This window comes from Actinoplanes sp. NPDC049118 (assembly GCF_040648555.1).
Lineage (GTDB): Bacteria > Actinomycetota > Actinomycetes > Mycobacteriales > Micromonosporaceae > Actinoplanes.
Genome location: NZ_JBEZDY010000013.1, coordinates 17,971 through 36,022 on the forward strand (window position 1 = coordinate 17,971; position 18,052 = coordinate 36,022).

Sequence of the window (18,052 nt, forward strand, 5' to 3'; positions counted from 1 at the left end):
CCACGACAACCGCACATGTTGGGGGAGAGCGGCGAGTCCCGCACCCTCGTCCCCCAACGTCCACGACAACCGCACATGTTGGGGGAGAGCGGCGAGTCCCGCACCCTCGTCCCCCAACGTCCACGACAACCGCACATGTTGGGGGAGAGCGGCGAGCTCCGCACCCTCGTCCCCCAACGTCCACGACAACCGCGGACGTTGGGAGAAAGCGGCGAGCTCGGCGGGTCACGACGTGGTTGCACCGTCACCCAGACCGACCCGGATGCCGCCGCCATCCAGCTGAAACAACCGCTCCGCCGGACCCCCTCCGGCGCACCCCGACCGGAATCAACGGCCTCTTGAGCAGCACCGATGTAACCACGTCGTGGCCCCGCGCCCTCACCCGCTAAGGGACACGACGTCGGTGGACGTCGGAGACCGGGAAACCACGGCAGCCAAGCGTCCGTCGGTCCGGTGCCCGGATAGTGCACATGAGCGCCGCGTTGTGGCCCGCGACGCTGACAAGATCGGCAGTGGCCTTGGGGACGGGAGTGGTCGGCGTGACGCGGCGGTGGTGCACATGAGCGCGCGTTCGTGGCCTATGACGCTGACAAGATCCGCAGCGGTCTTTGAGGCGGGGAAGTGGTCGGCGTGACGCGGCGGTGGTGAAGGGGTGGCGGTCGGTCCCGCGGCAGCGGCACCCGTCCGCGCCGGGGACGGAGGCAGACGCCCGCGTACGCCACCGACCAGTGGGTCGTCACCGAACGCGCTGACCTGGTCGCAGGATCGCACCGCGCGGAACGGGCGGACAACGCGGTTCCACGGGCGGGACTGGCGAGCGAAGGCGTTCGCCGTCGGCCCGCATCCTGTATCCAAGGATCCTAGGATGCCCTACGCACAGTGCGCCGGCTCACCTGAGCGGGGCGGAGCCCGGCCAGGTTTCAAAGAGGAGCCCTTCGGGCACCCATTCACCAGCAAGAACAACTTGGTTTTGACTCGATGAGAGGGCTGACGATGAGCTTCACTGACAAGGTCAAGAACAAGGTGGAAGAGCTGACCGGAAAGACGAAGCAGAGCATCGGCGACGCCACCAACGACGAGCGGCTCGTGGCCGAGGGCACGGCGCAGGAGATGTCCGCCAAGGCCAAGCAGGCCGGCGAGCACGTGAAGGACGCCGGCAAGGACGCGCGCGACGCACTCAGCTGAGCTGACCAGACCCGAATAGACAGCGAACGGGCCCCCGGGGAATTCCCGGGGGCCCGTTCGCTGTGCGGGAGTTACTCGGCGACCTGCTGCTTGCGCCACCAGTCCTGGCCGGACTGCGGCAGCGTGTCGATCGGGTCGTAGTACGCGTAGAGCTTGCTGAGCGCCTCGTCGTCGGCGGTCTCGATGGACGTGCGGTAGTTCTTCGTCCAGTAGGAGATGCCGTGCTCGCGGTCGTACTCGGCCAGCATGTGCACCCAGCGCTTGCCGACGAACGGTACGTCGCAGACGATTCTCGGGGTGGCGTAGCCGGGCAGGTAGCCCATCATGTCGTGCTGCAGCTGCTGGGCGTACCAGACCGGGACGCGCCAGTGCTCGGCGTTGGGGATCATGTCGCACATGTAGAAGTAGTACGGCAGGATGCCGGCCTCGCCCTGCAGGCCGAAGCAGAGGTCGAGCAGGTCGGACGTGGTGGCGTTGACGCCGCGCATGAGCACGCCCTGGTTGCGGACGTCGCGGACGCCGACCTCGAGCAGCGTGCGGGTGGCCTTGGCGACCAGCGGGGTCAGCGAGTTCACGTGGTTGACGTGGGTGTGCACGGCGAGGTTGACGCCGCGGCGCTCGGCGGTGATGGCGACCCGGTTGAGGCCTTCGACGACGTCGTCCTGCAGCCAGTGCTGGGGCAGGCCGGCGAGGGCCTTGGTGGCGAGCCGGATGTCGCGGACGGTCGGGACCGAGAGCAGGCCCATCAGGTACGTCTCGAGCTGCTTCCACGGCACGTTGGCGACGTCACCGCCGGAGACCACCACGTCGCGTACGCCGGGGTGTGCCTTGAGGTAGGCGAGGTGGGCGTCGTAGCGGTCGACGGGCTTGAGGGTCAGCTTGAGCTTGTCGACGGTGGGTGTGCTGTTGCCGACCAGGTCCATCCGGGTGCAGTGGCCGCAGTACTGCGGGCAGGTGCTGAGCAGCTCGGCGAGGACCTTGGTGGGGTAGCGGTGGGTGAGGCCTTCGGCGACCCACATGTCGTGTTCGTGCAGGGAGTCGCGGGTGGCGTGCGGGTGTGACGGCCAGTCGAGGTGGCGGTCGGTGGCGACGGGGATCATGTAGCGCCGGATGGGGTCTGCGTAGAAAGACTCCGTGTCGGGCGTTTTGTCGGGCACCATGGTGTTGAGCATCTGGGGCGGGATCAGCATCGACATGGTGGCCAGGCGCTGCTGGTCGGTCTCCAGGTCGGCGTAGAAGCGCTCGTCCAGGAGGTCGCCCATGAGGGCGCGCAGCTGCTTGATGTTCTTGACGCAGTTGACGCGCTGCCACTGTGCGGACTCCCACTGGGCGGCGGTGATGTCACGCCAGCCGGGGAAGCGGGTCCAGTCGGGCTCGACCAGGGTGCGCCGTCGGTAGTCGTATGGCTGCCCTGCCTCGGTGGCGGCGTCGTTCTGGAGCTGGGTCAACGGGGCCTCCTGGGGGTGGGGGAGCGATCACCAACGACGATACTGGAGAATCTGCGGTCTAGTAACCGTCGGTCCGGAGGATTTACGGTAGGACGGCCGAATAGCAGTCTGATTCTCGTGAGGATGGTGCGCATGACGTTTCCGGTGGGCCTGAACCGGGTGCTCGAGCCCGCGGGTGTGCTTCCGCAGGCCGCGTGGCGCTTGGACGCACGCCCTGAGATCGGCACGGACGAGGTCCGGATTAGGGTCGAACGGCTGAATCTGGACGCGGCGAGCTTCCGGCAGCTGGCGACCAAGCACGGCGGTGACGGTGCGGCCGTGCGCGCCGAGGTGCTGGAGATCATCGGTACGCGGGGGAAGATGCACAACCCGGTGACCGGTTCGGGCGGGATGCTGATCGGCGTCGTGGACGAGGTGGGGCCGGAGTCGCCGCTGCCGGTGAAGGCCGGCGACCGGGTCGCCACGCTGGTCTCGCTGACGCTGACGCCCCTGGCCGTCTCGGACGGCCTCGCGGGCTGGGACGGGCTGAGCGAGCAGGTGCCGGCCGCCGGCCACGCGATCCTGTTCGGCCGCTCGGTGGTGGCGGTGCTCCCCGACGATCTGGCCCCGGAGCTGGCGCTCGCGGTGTTCGACGTGTGCGGCGCGCCGGCGCTGACGGACCGGATCGTGAAGGGGTACGCGGGCGCGGCGACGCCGGTGACGGTGGCCGTGCTGGGCGGGGCGGGCAAGAGCGGGTCCCTCGCGTTGACGGCGGCGCGGCTCGCGGGTGCCCGTACGGTCGGTGTGGTCGTGTCGGACGCGGAGCGCGCGGCGCTGACGGCGGCCGGGCTGGCCGATCACGTCGCGGTCGCCGACGCGCGGGATCCGGTGGCGGTGTCGTCGGCGGTCGTGTCGGCGCTGGGTGCGCCGGCGACGGTGACGGTGGTCTGCGTCGACGTGCCGGGGTGTGAGCACGGTGCGATCCTGGCGACGGCGTCCGGCGGCACGGTGATCTTCTTCTCGATGGCGACGAGCTTCCCGGCGGCGGCGCTGGGCGCGGAGGGCCTGGCGGCGGACGTGACGATGCTGGTCGGCAACGGGTACGTGCCGGGCCATGCGGAGTTCGCGCTGGATGTGGTGCGGCGCACTCCCGCGGTGCGTGCGCTGTTCGAGTCGCGGATCGCGGCACACTGACGTTCATGACTCTCCCCTCGGTGCTGTTCTCGAACGGTCGTTTCTATTCCGCCGCCGATCCGCGGGCGACGGCGATGCTGGTGCGTGACGGGCGGATCGTGTGGCTGGGCGCGGCGGTGGACGCGCCGGCGGCGGACGCCTCGGTGGATCTGGGCGGTGCGCTGGTGACGCCGGCGTTCGTGGACGCGCATGTGCACGCGACGGACACGGGTCTGGCGGCGGATGGCCTGGAGCTGTCCGGGGTGCGTTCGGCGGGCGAGCTGCTGGACGCGGTGGCGGCGTTCGCGGCGACGCGGCCGGCGGACGCGGTGGTGCACGGGCACGGCTGGGACGAGTCGACGTGGGCGGTGCAGGAGCCGCCGTCGGCGGAGGAGCTGGAGCGGGCGGCGGCGGGGCGGCGGGTGTATCTGTCGCAGGCGTCGGTGCATTCGGCGCTGGCGTCGCGGTCGCTGCTGGCGGCGTGCCCCGGTGTCGAGGGGGTGCCGGGGTACGCCGTTTCGGGCTGGGTGCGGGAGCAGGCGCATCATGCGGTGCGTGCGGTGGCGCTGGGGTCGTTGACGGCGGCGCAGCGCACGGCGGCGCAGCGTTCGGCCCTGCGGCTGGCGGCGTCGCGGGGGGTGGCGGCGGTGCACGAGTGCGGCGGGCCGGGCACGTCGAGCGAGGCGGACTTCACGTCGGTGCTGGCGTTGTCGGGCGACGGGCTGCCGCGGGTCTACGGCTACTGGGGTGAGCTCGGTGGGGTGGCCCGGGCGAGGGAGCTGGGCGCGGTCGGTGCGGGCGGTGACCTGTACGCGGACGGTGCGCTGGGTTCGCGTACGGCGTCGGTGCGTTCGGCGTATTGCGACGGTGGCGGTTGCGGCGAGTCGTTCGTGTCGGCGGAGCAGGCGGGTTCGCACCTGCTGGAGTGCGTCGACGCCGGCGTGCAGGGCGGTTTCCACGCGATCGGGGACGCGGCGATCGAGGCGGTGCTGGACGGGTTCGCGATCGCGGCGAAGCAGGTCGGTGTGGACCGGTTGCGGGAGGGCCGGCACCGGATCGAGCACGTGGAGCTGGCGGACAAGCCGATGATCGCCCGGATGGTGGAGTTCGGGGTGGTGGCGAGCGTGCAGCCGGTCTTCGACGCGTTGTGGGGTGGCCCGGACCGGATGTACGCGCAGCGGCTGGGTGTGCCGCGGGCGATGGCGTCGAATCCGATCGGTGCGATGTACGCGACGGGGGTGAGTCTGGCGTTCGGGTCGGATTCGCCGGTGACGCCGCTGGATCCGTGGGCGGCGGTGGTGGCCGCGGCGGCGCCGCGGAATCCGGTGTACCGGATGAGTGTGCGTGCGGCGTTCGGTGCGAGTACCCGGGGCGGCTGGCGGGCCGTCGGCGTGGACGACGCGGGGGTGCTGTCGCCGGGTGCGGCGGCGACGTTCGCGGTGTGGGACACCCCTGCGGGGGTGGAGGGTGGGCTGCCGGTGCTGTTGCCGGGGGCCGACGGTGAGGTGCCGGCTCGGCCGGTGTGCCGGCGCACGGTGCTGCACGGCGAGACGATCTTCGAGGAGTAGTGGTGAACAAGCTTGGTCTGGATCCTCGCGTCGTGCGGCGGGCGCGCGCGCTCGCCAGGAAGGCGGGGCGGCCGGTCGTGGACCTGGCGCGTTCGCACACGACGGTGTCGGTGGAGCGTGCGGTGTTGCGCCTGGCCGGGGTGTCGGGTGCGGACTCCGACGGCATCCCGTGGGTGAACCGCCTGGTGGACGCGGTGCGTGCCGACGTGGGTCTCGGCCAGGGTGTTGCGGTGCCGGTGTTCCACGCCATGGCGTCACAGGGTGTCGACGACGTGACGGTGCTGGCGCAGAAGGCTGCGGCCGGCGCGGTCAGGTTCGCCGTACCGGATAAGAAGGCCGAGGTGACGGCGGCCCGGCGGGCGGCGCGGCGGGCGACCAACGCGGGCCTGAAGATCGTGGACCGGCGGCGGGCCGAGCGGGACCGGCTGATCAAGCGGTACGGGGATCCGAAGCAGCGGCCGTGGATCTATCTGATCGTGGCGACCGGGGACATCTACGAGGACATCCCGCAGGCGCAGGCGGCGGCCCGGGCGGGCGCGGACGTGATCGCGGTGATCCGGTCGACGGGTCAGTCGTTGCTGGACTACGTGCCGGAGGGTGCGACCCGGGAGGGTTTCGCGGGCACGTACGCGACGCAGGAGAACTTCCGGCTGATGCGTGCGGCCCTGGACGTGACGTCGAAGGAGCTGGGCCGCTATGTGCGGCTGACGAACTACGCGTCGGGGCTGTGTATGCCGGAGATCGCGGCGCTGGCCGGCATGGAGCGTCTGGACATGATGCTCAACGACTCCATGTACGGGATCCTGTTCCGTGACATCAACCCGATCCGCACGTTCGTGGACCAGCGGTTCTCCCGGCAGGTCCACGCGCGGGCGGGGATCATCATCAACACCGGTGAGGACAACTACCTGACGACCGCGGACGCGGTCGAGGCGGCGCACACGGTGACGGTGTCGCAGCTGCTCAACGAGTACTTCGCGCACGAGGCGGGGCTGGCGGACTGGCAGTTGGGCCTGGGCCACGCGTTCGAGATCAACCCGGAGCTGCCGGAGTCGTTCCGGCTGGAGCTGGCGCATGCGCTGCTGGCGCGGGAGCTGTTCCCGGACGCGCCGCTGAAGTGGATGCCGCCGACCAAGCACATGACCGGTGACGTGTTCCGGGGGAATCTGCTGGACGGGTTCTTCAACCTGGTGGGTGCGCTGACCGGGCAGGGGATCCTGCTGGTCGGGATGATGACGGAGGCGGTGGTGACGCCGTGGCTGTCGGACCGTGACATCGCCCTGCAGAACGTGCGCTACGTGTTGAACGGTGCCGGGAATCTGCACGAGGACTTCGTGCCGGCGCCGGGCGGGTTCATCCAGTCGCGGGCGCATGAGGTGCTCGGTGAGGCGATCGAGCTGCTGGAGCGGATCGTCGACGACACGATGTTGAACGCGATCGCCGACGGCACGTTCGGGATCATGAAGCGGCCGGCGGACCGGGGCAAGGGCCTCGACGGGGTCGCGAAGCACGAGGACGGCTACTACAACCCCGTGACGGAGGCCCTGGAAGCATGAGCATTGTGCGGCCCTACGGGGACACCACGGGTGACGGGATGGTGCAGCTGTCGTTCACGCTGCCGATTCCGCACGACAAGCGCGGCGAGGGCGCCGCGGTGCAGCTGGCGAACAAGATGGGCATGGATCCGGCGCTGCTGGTGCACGCCAAGCAGATGGGCGACGGGTTCACCTTCTTCGTCGTCTACGGCCGGGTGAACCATCTCGTCGACACCGACAAGGTGCAGGTGGTGGAGCGGGACTTCCCGCTGCTGAACGCCAAAGAGGTCAACGCGGTGATCAAGCGGCGGCTGCGGCGGCGGCTGAACGTGGTCGGCGCGTGCATCGGCACCGACGCGCACACGGTCGGCATCGACGCGATCCTGAATCTCAAGGGCATCGCCGGCGAGAAGGGCCTGGAGTACTACAGCGAGCTGTCGGTGACGAACATGGGCGCGCAGGTGTCGGTGCCGGAGCTGGTGGAGACGGCCCGGGCGCAGAAGGCCGACGCGGTGCTGGTGTCGCAGGTGGTGACGCAGCGCGACGCGCACCTGCAGAACACCCGGGCGATGTCGGCGGCGTTCCGGGAGGCGTTGCCGGCCGGCAAGCGTCCGCTGCTGATCGTCGGCGGGCCGCGTTTCGACGAGCTGATGGCGGACGAGCTCGGCGTGGACCGGATCTTCACCCGGGGCACGACGCCGCGCGAGGTCGCCTCGTATCTGGTTCACGCAATCGTGGGGAGCACTTCTTGATCACTGTCACGCATCGCCGGTACGTGCCGTACGCGCACGCGCACTACGCGGGGAACCTGGTCGACGGCGCGTATTCGCTGGGGTTGTTCGGTGACGTCGCCACCGAGGTGTGCATCCGGCTCGACGGCGACGAGGGCCTGTTCGCGTCGTACTCCGACGTGCAGTTCAGGGCGCCGGTGCAGGCCGGTGACGTCCTGGAGGTCACGGCGACGGTGACGAGGATGGGTACCCGGTCGCGGCAGATCGAGTTCGCGTCGGTCGTGGTGTGCCGGGGCACGGGCGGTTCGGGCGCGGAGGTTCTGGCCGAGCCGATCGTCGCGGTGACCGCCACCGGCACCGTGGTCGTGCCGCCGAAGCCTTGAGCACGGCGGTCTGCGTCGACGTCGGGTCCACGTACACCAAGGCCTGTCTGGTCGATCTCGGTGGCGGCGTCCTGCTGCGCCGCGCGGAGGTGCCGACGACGTCGGACTCCGACGTCCTGACCGGTCTTGATCTCGCCGTCGCCGCGCTCGGGGGCGGCGACGGCGAGATGTACGTGTGCTCGTCGGCCGGTGGCGGGCTGCGGCTCGCCGTCGTCGGGTACGAGTCGCTGGTCACGGCCGAGGCCGGGCACCGGGTGGGGCTGTCCGCGGGCGCGCAGGTCGTGCACGTCGCCGCGGGCCCCCTCGACGGGCGTGCGGTGGCGGCGCTGCGTGCCTCGCGCCCGGACGTGATCCTGCTTGTCGGTGGCACCGACGGCGGCGACGGCGAGGTGCTGCTGCACAACGCCCGCCGGCTGGGCACGTCGCGGCTGCGGGTGCCGGTGGTCGTGGCCGGCAACGCGGACGTCCGGGAGGAGGCCGCCGAGGTGCTGGCGGGGCGGCGGATTCCGGTGACGGTGACCGGGAATGTGCTGCCGAGGATCGGGGTGCTGGATCCGGGGCCGGCCCGGGCGGCGATCCGGGAGGTGTTCCTGCGGCACGTCATCGGCGGCAAGCGGCTCTCGCGTGGCTCCCGGTTCGCGTCGCTGGTACGGGCGGCGACCCCGGACGCGGTGCTGGCCGGGGTGGAGTTGCTCGCCGACGGTACCGGCGCCGGGGTGCTGGTCGTCGACGTCGGTGGGGCGACCACCGACGTGTACTCGGCGTTGGTGCCGGACGCTGAGGCCGAGACGGGCCCACGCCGCGACGTCGCCGGCACCCTGTGGCGTTCCCGCACGGTCGAGGGTGACCTGGGCGTCGGCGTCGGCGCGCCGGGCGTGGTGGTGGCGGCGGCGGCCGAGAAGCTGCCGGCGCCGGACATCCGGGGTGGGCGCCCGTACGACGAGGGCACCGATCGGCGGCTGGCGGCGACGGCGGCGATGATCGCGTTGCGGCGGCACGCCCGGGGTCACTCGGCCGGGCCCGGGCAGCCGCGGACCGGCGGGCGGGACCTGCGCGACGTGCGGCTGGTCGTCGGCTCCGGCGGGGTGCTGCGCCACGGCGGCGGTGACGAGGTCCTGGACGCGGTCCTGGGTGACACGGCGGGCGGCTGGGCGGCTCCGGCTGCGGCCCGGCGGGTGGTCGACACCGAGTATGTCCTCGCCGCGGCGGGCCTGCTCGCCGCGGATCACCCGGCGGCCGCGGCGGGCCTGTTGCACGCTCTGTAATCCCTGCGGGGGAACCGCGGGACACGCCGGTGAATGCGACACGCCCGGGCACCGGGACGGCGGTTGACAGACGGCCGGGGGTCCGACGTACCGTCTTCAGGTCCTACTTCGGGAAGCGGCTGTTGTTCGCTTCGTTTCTTCGCCCACTGGCCACGCCCGCACCCTTCGCGAGTGCCCGCGTACGCCAGGTCCAGGGGGTGGGGGTCGGCGGAGCGGCGCGGACCGGCCGCGCTGTCCCGGTGTCGGTCGGGGTGGAGCGTGGCCAGTAGACAACGGCGCGACGGGGGCAGCCAGCCCGCGGCGGGTCGGTCCGAAGGCCACGCGAGGCCCATGACGCACCGGGCCCGGAAGGATCTCTGGGAGCAATCGGGGCGTGGCTCGCGGGCCGCGCCCCGATTTGTATTCGTGCAGGTAGCGTGCGCGATGGAAACGTGACCGCCGACAGGTACCCTTCCGCGGGTGATTTCATTGACGCTTCAGCCGACGCCGCCGGCGGCCGCACCGGGTCCGGTGGTGCCTGCCGGGCCGCGCCCGCTGCGCCTCTGGATCGCCGTGCCGGCCGCGTTCGCGGCCGGGGCCGGGCTGTTGCTGTCTTTCCCCCCGTACGGTCTGTGGTTCCTGGCGCCGGTGGCGGTGGCGCTGCTGGCCGCGGCGACGCACCGGCGGAGGCTGCGCGGCGGCCTCGGCCTGGGGATGATCGCCGGGCTGGTGCTGTTCGTGCCGCTGCTGGACTGGACGAACCTGGCCGCCGGCTGGCTGCCGTGGATTCTGCTGTCGCTCGCGCAGGCCGGCTACCTGGCGCTGCTGGGCCTCGCCGGCGCCTGGTTGTCGCCGCTGCACGACCGGTGGCGTGCGCTGTGGCCGCTGAGCGCCGGGCTGCTCTGGGTGACCCAGGAGGCGCTGCGTGACCGGGCGCCGTTCGGCGGGTTCCCGTGGGGGCGGCTCGCGTTCAGCCAGGACGACGCGCCCGCGCTGCGCCTGGCCGTCCTCGGCGGCGCGCCGCTGGTGACGTTCGCGGTCGCCGCCGCCGGCGGCGCCCTGGTCGCCCTGGCCTGGCGCCGCTGGTCGCGGCCGCGGACCTGGGCCGGCGCGGTCGGGTTCGCCGCCGTGGCGGCCGTGCTGGTGGCCGGGCCGGCGCTGGTGCCGGTCGCGGAGCCGGCCGCCGAGACCCGCACCGTCGCGATCGTGCAGGGTAACGTGCCGCGGTTGGGCCTGGACTTCAACGCCCAGCGGGCGGCGGTGCTGCTCAACCACGTCCGGGCGACGCAGAACCTGGCGGACGAGGTGCGGCTGGGCCGCAAGCCGAGGCCGGAGTTGGTGATCTGGCCGGAGAACTCCAGCGACATCGACCCGCTGCGCAACCCGGACGCCGCGCAGCAGATCGCCGCGGCGGCCAACGCGATCGGGGTGCCGATCCTCGTCGGCGCGGTCCTGCGCGGTGACGTGCCCGGCGAGATCCGCAACGCGGGCATCCTGTGGAAGCCGGTCACCGGACCCGACCTCGACCAGGTGTACGTCAAGCGGCATCCGGTGCCGTTCGCCGAGTACATGCCGCTGCGCCCGATCGCCCGGGTGGTCAGCGAGAAGGCCGACCTGGTGAAGGACATGGTCGCGGGCGACACCCCGGGGGTGGTGCGCACGCCGGCGGCCACGATCGGCGACGTCATCTGCTTCGAGGTGGCCTACGACTCGATCGTGCGGGACACGGTCACCGGCGGCGCGCAGATCCTCGCCGTGCAGACGAACAACGCCACGTTCAACGAGGCCGAGGCGCGCCAGCAGCTGGCCATGGTGCGGCTGCGGGCCGTCGAGCACGGCCGGGACGCGCTGATGGTGTCGACGGTCGGGGTGTCCGCCTTCGTGGGCACCGCGGGCCAGGTGCACGCGGCCACCGGCTTCAACGTCCCAGCCGTGGTCCTGCATGGCATTCACGTCGGTGGACCGCGTACGCTGGCGACTCGTCTGGGGCATTGGCCGGAGCTAGCCGCGGTCGGCTTGGCTGTGCTCCTGCTGATCCTGGCCGCGCCGATGCGCCGGCGCCGTAACGGCGACAACCCCGCCGCGGAACACACGACGGAGGAACGGTGAGCGACGCGAACCCGACGCCAGCGGGCGCGGAGGGATATCCGGGGATCGGGCGCGTCCTCGTGGTCATCCCGACCTACAACGAGGCCGACAACATCCGGCTGATCACGGATCGGGTCCGCCGGTCCGTGCCGTCGGTCGACATCCTGGTCGCCGACGACAACTCGCCCGACGGCACCGGCGGGATCGCGGACGAGATCTCCGCCGCCGACGACCACGTCTTCGTGCTGCACCGCGCCGGTAAGGAAGGCCTCGGCGCCGCGTATGTCGCCGGGTTCGCCTGGGCGAAGAACAAGGGCTACGACGCGGTCGTGGAGATGGACGCCGACGGCTCGCACGCACCGGAGGAGCTGCACAAGCTGCTCGACGCGCTGCGTGACACCGACGCGGTGCTCGGCACCCGGTACATTCCCGGCGGCAGCGTGCACAACTGGCCGATCCACCGGCTGCTGCTCTCCCGGTGCGGCAACATCTACATCCGGATGGCGCTGGGCATGCCGTTCCGCGACGCCACCGGCGGCTACCGCGCCTACCGGATGCCGGTCCTCGACGCGATCGACGTCGCGACGGTCGCCTCCACCGGCTACTCGTTCCAGGTCGAGCTCGCCTGGCGCACCTACCGGCAGGGTTTCCGGATGGCCGAGGTGCCGATCACGTTCACCGAGCGCGAACACGGCGTCAGCAAGATGAGCGGCAACATCTTCAAGGAACAGCTGCTCAGGGTCACCGTGTGGGGTGCGACGGCGCGCCGGGACGCGCTGCTGTCCCGGCTCGGACGAAAGCCGCGGCCGGGTTCGACCTGGCCGTGAGCGCGCACCGGCGTGTCATGCTGGACGGGTCCTGGTGATGCCGGAAGGTTGTGGATGATGCGCCGAGGTCTGGCTCTGCTCCCGTTGGGGCTGCTGCTGCTCGCGGTGGCCGAGTTCGCGGTGTTCGTGGCGGTGGTGCACGCCGTCGGCGCCGCCTGGGCGCTGCTGATCGTGATCGCGTCGAGCGTCGCCGGGCTGGCGCTGCTGCGTCGCGAGGGCGTCCGCGGCTGGCGTGCGTTCCGCGAGGCCGCCGAGTCCGGCCGCCCGCCGGGCGCGCAGGTGAGCAACTCCCTGGTCGGGCTGCTGGGTGCGCTGCTGCTGGCCGTGCCGGGATTCATCACCGCCGCGGCCGGCCTGCTGCTGGTGCTCCCGCCGGGGCGGATCCTCGCCCGCCGGGCGGTGGAGCGCGCCGCCGAGCGGCGGGTGTCGTCGGCCGTCGCCGGTGACCTGTTCGGTCCCCGGCACGTCCGGGTGCACCAGTCCGATCCGCTCGCCGACCCGCCCCCTGCCTCCCCGGCCCCGGCCGGCGGGGTCATCCAGGGTGAGGTCGTCGAGGGCGAGATCGTCCGCTAGCTCGCGGGCACAGCAAATCGCCGTCCCGCGGCTGCGGGACGGCGATCGACGTTGCCGCGGTCAGCGCCCTCGACGGGTGCGAACCTCCTGGAGCCGCTCGTTGAGGATGTCCTCGAGCTCCGAGATCGAACGGCGCTCGAGCAGCATGTCCCAGTGGGTACGCGGCGGCTTCGCCTTCTTCTGCTCCGGCTCGTTGCCGTCGACCAGTCGCGCGACGCTGCCGTCGAACTTGCACTCCCAGGTGATCGGCACCTCGGCGTCGACGGCGAACGGCACCTCGAACTGGTGACCCTTGACGCACAGGTACTCGCGGGTCTGCCGAGGGGCCAACTCCGTGTTGCGGTCGGACTCGTAGCTGACTGCGCCTAGACGGCTGCCACGCAGCATGCGTTCGCCCATGATCGGCTTTCCCCTCGCTCGTGGTGCTGCTTCCGTTGGTGTAACGAAAGGGGCGGTCGCGAGATTCCTGGCGACCGCCGTGTGTCGGCGGTGTTAACGCAACGAGCGTAACCGCCCGGATGCCCTATCGGCCGTCTCAGCCCCGTACTGAAGTGGACCTTGGTCCACTTTACTGGACTTTGTGAGATCTACGGATAGTGCGATGTCTGTCACCGTGTCGCCGGCGCGGCCGTTTCCGCCCCGCCCCGCCCGTCGGCCGCCGCCTGTGCGGGGACCGACCGGCCCGGCCCCAGCGACGCCAGCGCCGACGCCAGGTCGCTTACCTGAGCGGAGAGCTGCGCCACCCGCGACTGCGCGCCGTCGGCATCGGCGCTCGCCGCGTCGAGCCGCTGCCGCATCCCGGCCAGGTCGCGCTCGGCGTCGGCCCGGACCTGGTCCAGGGTACGCCGCAACGCCTCCGCCTCGCGCAGGGCGGCGGTCCGCTCGGTCTCGGCGAGCCGCGCCGCCTCCGTGGCCCGCTGCGCGTCGGCGCGGGCCGCATCCCGGCCGGCCGAGGCCGCCGCGGCGGCCTCCCGGGCCTGACCGGCGTCCTGGCGTGCCGCGACGAGAGCGTCCTGTGCGGCGGTGGCCTCCTGCCGGGCTCCGGCCAGCGCGTCGCGGGCGGTCGTGATCTCCTCCCGGGCCGCCTGCAGGTCGCGGGCGAGCGCGGCCGCCTCCCGGTGCGCGCCGTCGATCTCCCGGCGCGCCTCGTCGGCCTCAAGGCGGGCGGCGGCCGCGGCGTCGCGGGCGGCGTCGCGGTCGGCCTCGGCCTGCAGCCGCAGCGCGGCGGCGGCGCTGGCGGCCGCCTGCGCCTCGTCGCGGCCGGCGACGGCGCGGCGGGCGTCCAGCGTGGCAGACTCGGCCAGCCGGCGGGCCTCCTCGGCGACCTGCACGGCGTCGTCGCGCTCGGCGCGGGCGACCACCGCCTGCTGCGTGGCGGTCCCGGCGGCCTCCGCGGCCCGGTCCGCGTCGCGGCGGGCGTCGTCGCGTTCGGTGTGCGCCGCGGCGACCTGACGCGACGTCTCCGCCCGCACCTCGGCCACCTGCCGCTCGACCCCGGCCGGCGACATCTCGGCGTGCAGGGCCTCGCTGAGGGTGCCGACGAGCTGGTCCAGCCGGTCGACGGCCTCCCAGGTGCGGGCGACCTGCCCGGCGAGCCCGGGGGAGGACCGGTGCCGCATCCGCACGTTGCGCGACGCCCGCTGGCAGTCGCCGTCGTTGTCGCGGCAGTAGCGGAACGGGCGCCCGGCGGCGGCCCGCTGCGGCACCGGCCGTCCACAGTGCGCGCACGGCCGCGTCTCGATCACCGGGTCCCCGCCGAAGGGCCCGCCGTCGGCCCGGTCGGCCGCGGGCCCGGTCATCACGGAAGCGTTGTCATCCACCATCGCGCACCGACCCTAGACCCACCCACCGACATCGCGGCGCCACCGCGCCGATGCCACCACCGGCCCAACCCCGCGGCCCGCTCGACCACTCGACGGCGCAGCCGCCGGAGCCCGCGCCCTGATCGCCGCCCGGCGACCGGTCCCAGGGGCGCGACGTCGCACCCAGCGGCCCGCTGTTGATCGCCGCCCGTCCGCGGCATGAACGATCTCCGCCCGGCGGCCAGTCCCAGCGGCCCGCTGTTGATCGCCGCCCGTCGCGGCATGGACGACCTCCGCCCGGCGGCCAGTCCCAGCGGCCCGCTGTTGATCGCCGCCCGTCGCGGCATGGACGACCTCCGCCCGGCGGCCGGTCCCACGGGCGCGACGTCGCACCCGCCGGCCCGAGGTGCCGGTCGGCCCCGATGCTGCGGCTGTCGGCCACGCTGCCCGTACCCGATGGTGCTTGTGTCATCCCGCGGTGTTCTCAGCCGCGGAGGAAATCCTTGACGGCGGGGGCGACGACCGCGGCCTTCACGATGTGGGTCTGGCCGGGCAGGGTGCGGTACTCGGCCTTCGGCAGGGCCTCGCTGAGCGCCTTCGCCGCGTTGCGCATGTACCGGGGGCTCTTGCCGCCGTCCATGACCATCGCCGGTACCCGCACCCGTGACCACCGGGCGGCGTCGAGCGGCACGCCGCGGCCGGTGTCGCCGAGGATGCGCAGGTCGTAGGGCAGGGTCGGCGCGACGGCCTTGAGCCGGCCGAAGACCGGGGTCAGCGCCATGATCGACACCACGAGGCCGGGCACGCCGACGTGGCGCAGGAACATCTTGACCGCGCCGCCGTTGTCCCCGGCGGCGATCATCGCCTCGGTCCGCGGCAGGTAGGTGTCCGGGCGCGCCGGGTGGGTGTCGTCGACGATGAACGGCGGCTCGTAGAGGGCGAGCTTGCGGACGCCGTCGAGGCGGTTCGCGGCGTCGGCGGCGAGGACCGCGCCGGAGGAGCAGCCGACCAGGTACGCGGTGCCGCCGGCGGCCTCGATCAGCGCGGCGAGGTCGTCGATCTCGCGGTCGGCGGACCAGGGCGCGGTGTCGCCGCTCGCGCCGCGGCCGCGCCGGTCGTAGATGAAGACGGTGTAGCTGTCGGCGAGGGCGGCGGCGAGGTCCCGGGCCGGGCCGTTGCCGCGGTAGCACATCGCGCCGTCGACGATGATCAGCGCGGGTCCGGAGCCGACCGTCTCGTAGGCGACGGTGGTGCCGTCGGCGGAGGTGACAGTTGCCATGATCTTGTCCTTCAGGAGTCGTCGAGCGAGTCGAGGAACTGCCGCCAGCCCGCGGTGCCCGCGGCGGCGAAGAGTTCGTGGCCGGCGATCAGGGTGCCGTTCAGGCCACGGATGAAGCGGTAGAGCGCGTCCGGGGTGCGGATGCCCAGGGTGTGCGGGTTGGTGAAGTAGACGACGCCGTCGCCGGTCAGCTCGGCGCGCACGGGGTCGCCCGCGCGCGGGGTGGCGTCCAGGCCAAGGGCGGCGTGCAGGTTTCGCCAGGTCCGGGGCCAGTCGGTGACCTGCGGGCCGAAGACCGTGACGGGCGTGGCGGTGCGGCCGGGGAACCAGCGCAGGTACTCCAGCAGGGTCCGGAAGAACAGCTCGGTGCCGTACCGCATCGCCTCGAACTCGTCGGCCCAGTCCTCGCCCGGCAGGAAACCGCTGGTCACGGTCCGCAGGACGGTGCTCGCCCGGTCGCGGCCCTCGATCAGATACTCGTACGCGACGAACCGGCCGTCGTCGCCGGTGGCGGTGCGGTACGCGAACCTGTGCGGTGCGTCCGAGGCGGTGATCGTGCCGGCGGGGATCCAGCCGTCGCCGAACGAGGTCCGCACGGTCGCGCCGTCGACCTCGGTGCTGCCGACGAACCAGGAGCTGATCCCCGGCCCCGTGGCGATGGCGTCCCAGACCTGCCCGGGGGTGGCCGGCACCTCGGCGTCGAGCCGGGTCTCGAAGTCCTTGCCCACCTCAGTCCTCCCGGGTGACGGCGGGGTGCACGGCGACGATCAGGCGGTGCCGGCGCCCGCCGGGCGCGTCCTCGTCGTGGTAGCGGCTCACCAGCCGGGTGACGGCGACGGTCAGCTCCTCGGCGAAGGCGGCCCGGTCGGCGGCGCCGGCGAAGCGGATCTCGCCGTCGATCGCGAACGTGGCGACCCGCTGCCGGGCCTTGCCGGCGCCGGTGAGCAGCTCGCCGACGTCGCGGACCAGGCGGGCGGCGACGGCGAGCAGCCAGCGCGCCGACAGCCGGTCGGGGTCCCGGGACGGGTCCGGTGCGACCGCGGCCATGGTCGCCGGGGAGATCACGTAGGAGGCGGCGGTGGCCCGCATCATGCGCTCGGTGACGTTGCCCTTGCGGCGCTCCTCGACCAGCTCGATCATGCCGTGCTGCTCCAGGGTGCGCAGGTGGTAGTTGACCTTCTGCCGGGGGAGCCCGACCTTGGCGGCGAGCATCGTCGCCGAGCCGGGAACGGCCAGCTCGGCGAGCAGCCGGCTGCGGATGGGGTCCAGGCTGACCGCGGCCGCGGCCGGGTCCTCGATGACGGCGATGCTCTCCATGCCGGTGACTCTGCCACCGACAAAAAGATTTGTCTAGCCAACAATCATGGTCGGTTGGGCGAGTGCCGCCGCTGCGGTACGGTCGAGCGCGTGCCCAGCCCGCCGCAGGATCTCGTCGACGACGCCGACGCCGGGCTGTACGCCCCCGGCCTGCTCGACGTCGAGGAGCGCGCCGACTCCTCCGTCGCACTGTGGCTGGAGGACGTCGCCGGCACGCCCGCAACCGCGTGCGGCGCCGCGGAACTCGGCGACGTCGCGTACCGGATCGGCGCCGGGCAGGCCCGCTGGCTGGGCCGTCCGCCGGCCCACGGGTGGCTGTCGCGGGACTTCCTGCGCGACTACACCACCGCGCAGTCACAGTTCGCCGAGCCGGACTGGGAACACCGGGTCGCGGCCGCCGCCTGGTCACCCCGGCTGCGTGCCGACCTGCGCACGCTGTGGCTGCGCCGGGCCGAGGTGCTCGCCGCCGCCGACCGGCTGCCGCGCACGCTGTGCCACCACGACCTGTGGCCGATGAACCTGGTCCTCGCCGCCAAGGGTCCGCTCCTGCTCGACTGGGCGTTCACCGGCCCGGGCGCGATCGGCGAGGACGTCGCGAACCTGACCCTGGACGCGTTCTTCGACGGCCTGATCGACGTGGGGCTGCTCGACGAGGTCGCGGCCGCGGTCGGCGACGGCTACCGGCGCGGCCTCGGCGGCGCCGTCGACGCCGCCACGGTCGGCAGGGCGATCAGGCTGACCGGGGCGGCGAAGTACTACTGGCTGGCCCCGCGGATGCTCCACGCGGTGGCCCGGGGCCCGGCCCGGCCCGCCTACGACACCCGCGAGACGGCGGCGATCTTCGCGGGCCGCGCCCCGGTCCTGTCGCTGCTGACCCGCTGGGCCCGCGACAGCCTGGACGGCTAGGGGTGTCTCCTCCC

General features: G+C 72.7%; 17 protein-coding genes. 11 read left to right on the top strand and 6 right to left on the bottom strand.

Features of this window, described 5'->3' with window-relative positions; translation table 11 throughout:
• Positions 1–993: 993 nt before the first annotated feature.
• Positions 994–1,185, top strand: coding sequence for a CsbD family protein (locus AB0B58_RS21335; RefSeq protein ID WP_360225984.1), 192 nt, complete (start codon positions 994–996; stop codon positions 1,183–1,185).
• Between the two features lie 71 nt (positions 1,186–1,256).
• On the opposite strand, the gene AB0B58_RS21340 is transcribed toward AB0B58_RS21335, so the two are convergent.
• Positions 1,257–2,633: a lysine 2,3-aminomutase gene (locus AB0B58_RS21340; protein WP_360225987.1), complete on the bottom strand. Its 1,377-nt coding sequence runs from the start codon at positions 2,631–2,633 to the stop codon at positions 1,257–1,259.
• A 132-nt stretch (positions 2,634–2,765) separates the two neighbouring features.
• Between AB0B58_RS21340 and AB0B58_RS21345 the strand changes: the two genes are divergently transcribed.
• The 9 genes from AB0B58_RS21345 to AB0B58_RS21385 all read left to right on the top strand — a co-directional run bounded on the left by AB0B58_RS21345 (position 2,766) and on the right by AB0B58_RS21385 (position 12,734).
• Entirely contained in the window at positions 2,766–3,806 is a 1,041-nt protein-coding gene (locus AB0B58_RS21345; RefSeq protein WP_360225990.1) for an L-erythro-3,5-diaminohexanoate dehydrogenase, read from the top strand.
• Between the two features lie 5 nt (positions 3,807–3,811).
• Complete coding sequence (locus AB0B58_RS21350) at positions 3,812–5,353, top strand: amidohydrolase family protein (RefSeq protein ID WP_360225993.1); 1,542 nt, start codon at positions 3,812–3,814, stop codon at positions 5,351–5,353.
• The gene (locus AB0B58_RS21355; RefSeq protein ID WP_360225996.1) at positions 5,353–6,909 is read left to right on the top strand and encodes a lysine 5,6-aminomutase subunit alpha; all 1,557 of its coding nucleotides are present in this window, start codon (positions 5,353–5,355) and stop codon (positions 6,907–6,909) included. Before AB0B58_RS21350 ends, AB0B58_RS21355 begins: the two co-directional genes overlap by 1 nt.
• The gene (locus tag AB0B58_RS21360) at positions 6,906–7,640 is read left to right on the top strand and encodes an OAM dimerization domain-containing protein (RefSeq protein ID WP_360225999.1); all 735 of its coding nucleotides are present in this window, start codon (positions 6,906–6,908) and stop codon (positions 7,638–7,640) included. Before AB0B58_RS21355 ends, AB0B58_RS21360 begins: the two co-directional genes overlap by 4 nt.
• A complete protein-coding gene (locus tag AB0B58_RS21365; RefSeq protein ID WP_360226002.1) occupies positions 7,637–8,002 on the top strand; it encodes a hotdog domain-containing protein in 366 nt (121 codons plus the stop codon). The genes AB0B58_RS21360 and AB0B58_RS21365 overlap by 4 nt, the downstream gene beginning before the upstream one ends.
• The gene (locus AB0B58_RS21370) at positions 7,999–9,267 is read left to right on the top strand and encodes a glutamate mutase L (protein WP_360226005.1); all 1,269 of its coding nucleotides are present in this window, start codon (positions 7,999–8,001) and stop codon (positions 9,265–9,267) included. The genes AB0B58_RS21365 and AB0B58_RS21370 overlap by 4 nt, the downstream gene beginning before the upstream one ends.
• A gap of 534 nt (positions 9,268–9,801) precedes the next feature.
• Entirely contained in the window at positions 9,802–11,355 is a 1,554-nt protein-coding gene (lnt, locus tag AB0B58_RS21375; RefSeq protein WP_360226672.1) for an apolipoprotein N-acyltransferase, read from the top strand.
• A complete protein-coding gene (locus tag AB0B58_RS21380) occupies positions 11,352–12,161 on the top strand; it encodes a polyprenol monophosphomannose synthase (RefSeq protein WP_360226008.1) in 810 nt (269 codons plus the stop codon). Before lnt ends, AB0B58_RS21380 begins: the two co-directional genes overlap by 4 nt.
• Positions 12,162–12,218: 57 nt before the next feature.
• Positions 12,219–12,734 carry an FxsA family protein gene (locus AB0B58_RS21385; RefSeq protein ID WP_360226011.1) on the top strand — a complete coding sequence of 172 codons (516 nt, stop codon included), beginning with the start codon at positions 12,219–12,221 and terminating at the stop codon, positions 12,732–12,734.
• 60 nt (positions 12,735–12,794) lie between these two features.
• Here AB0B58_RS21385 and AB0B58_RS21390 read toward each other — a convergent pair whose 3' ends face one another.
• The 5 genes from AB0B58_RS21390 to AB0B58_RS21410 form a co-directional block, all read right to left on the bottom strand.
• Positions 12,795–13,133: an RNA polymerase-binding protein RbpA gene (locus AB0B58_RS21390; protein WP_015622005.1), complete on the bottom strand. Its 339-nt coding sequence runs from the start codon at positions 13,131–13,133 to the stop codon at positions 12,795–12,797.
• A 209-nt stretch (positions 13,134–13,342) separates the two neighbouring features.
• Positions 13,343–14,533, bottom strand: coding sequence for a serine/threonine protein kinase (locus AB0B58_RS21395; protein WP_360226016.1), 1,191 nt, complete (start codon positions 14,531–14,533; stop codon positions 13,343–13,345).
• 487 nt (positions 14,534–15,020) lie between these two features.
• The gene (locus AB0B58_RS21400; RefSeq protein ID WP_360226019.1) at positions 15,021–15,815 is read right to left on the bottom strand and encodes an alpha/beta hydrolase; all 795 of its coding nucleotides are present in this window, start codon (positions 15,813–15,815) and stop codon (positions 15,021–15,023) included.
• An 11-nt stretch (positions 15,816–15,826) separates the two neighbouring features.
• Positions 15,827–16,543, bottom strand: coding sequence for an SRPBCC domain-containing protein (locus AB0B58_RS21405; protein ID WP_360226022.1), 717 nt, complete (start codon positions 16,541–16,543; stop codon positions 15,827–15,829).
• A gap of 1 nt (position 16,544) precedes the next feature.
• Complete coding sequence (locus AB0B58_RS21410) at positions 16,545–17,132, bottom strand: helix-turn-helix domain-containing protein (protein ID WP_360226025.1); 588 nt, start codon at positions 17,130–17,132, stop codon at positions 16,545–16,547.
• A gap of 90 nt (positions 17,133–17,222) precedes the next feature.
• Between AB0B58_RS21410 and AB0B58_RS21415 the strand changes: the two genes are divergently transcribed.
• Positions 17,223–18,038, top strand: a complete 816-nt coding sequence (locus AB0B58_RS21415) for a phosphotransferase (protein WP_360226028.1) — start codon at positions 17,223–17,225, stop codon at positions 18,036–18,038.
• Positions 18,039–18,052 lie beyond the last annotated feature (14 nt).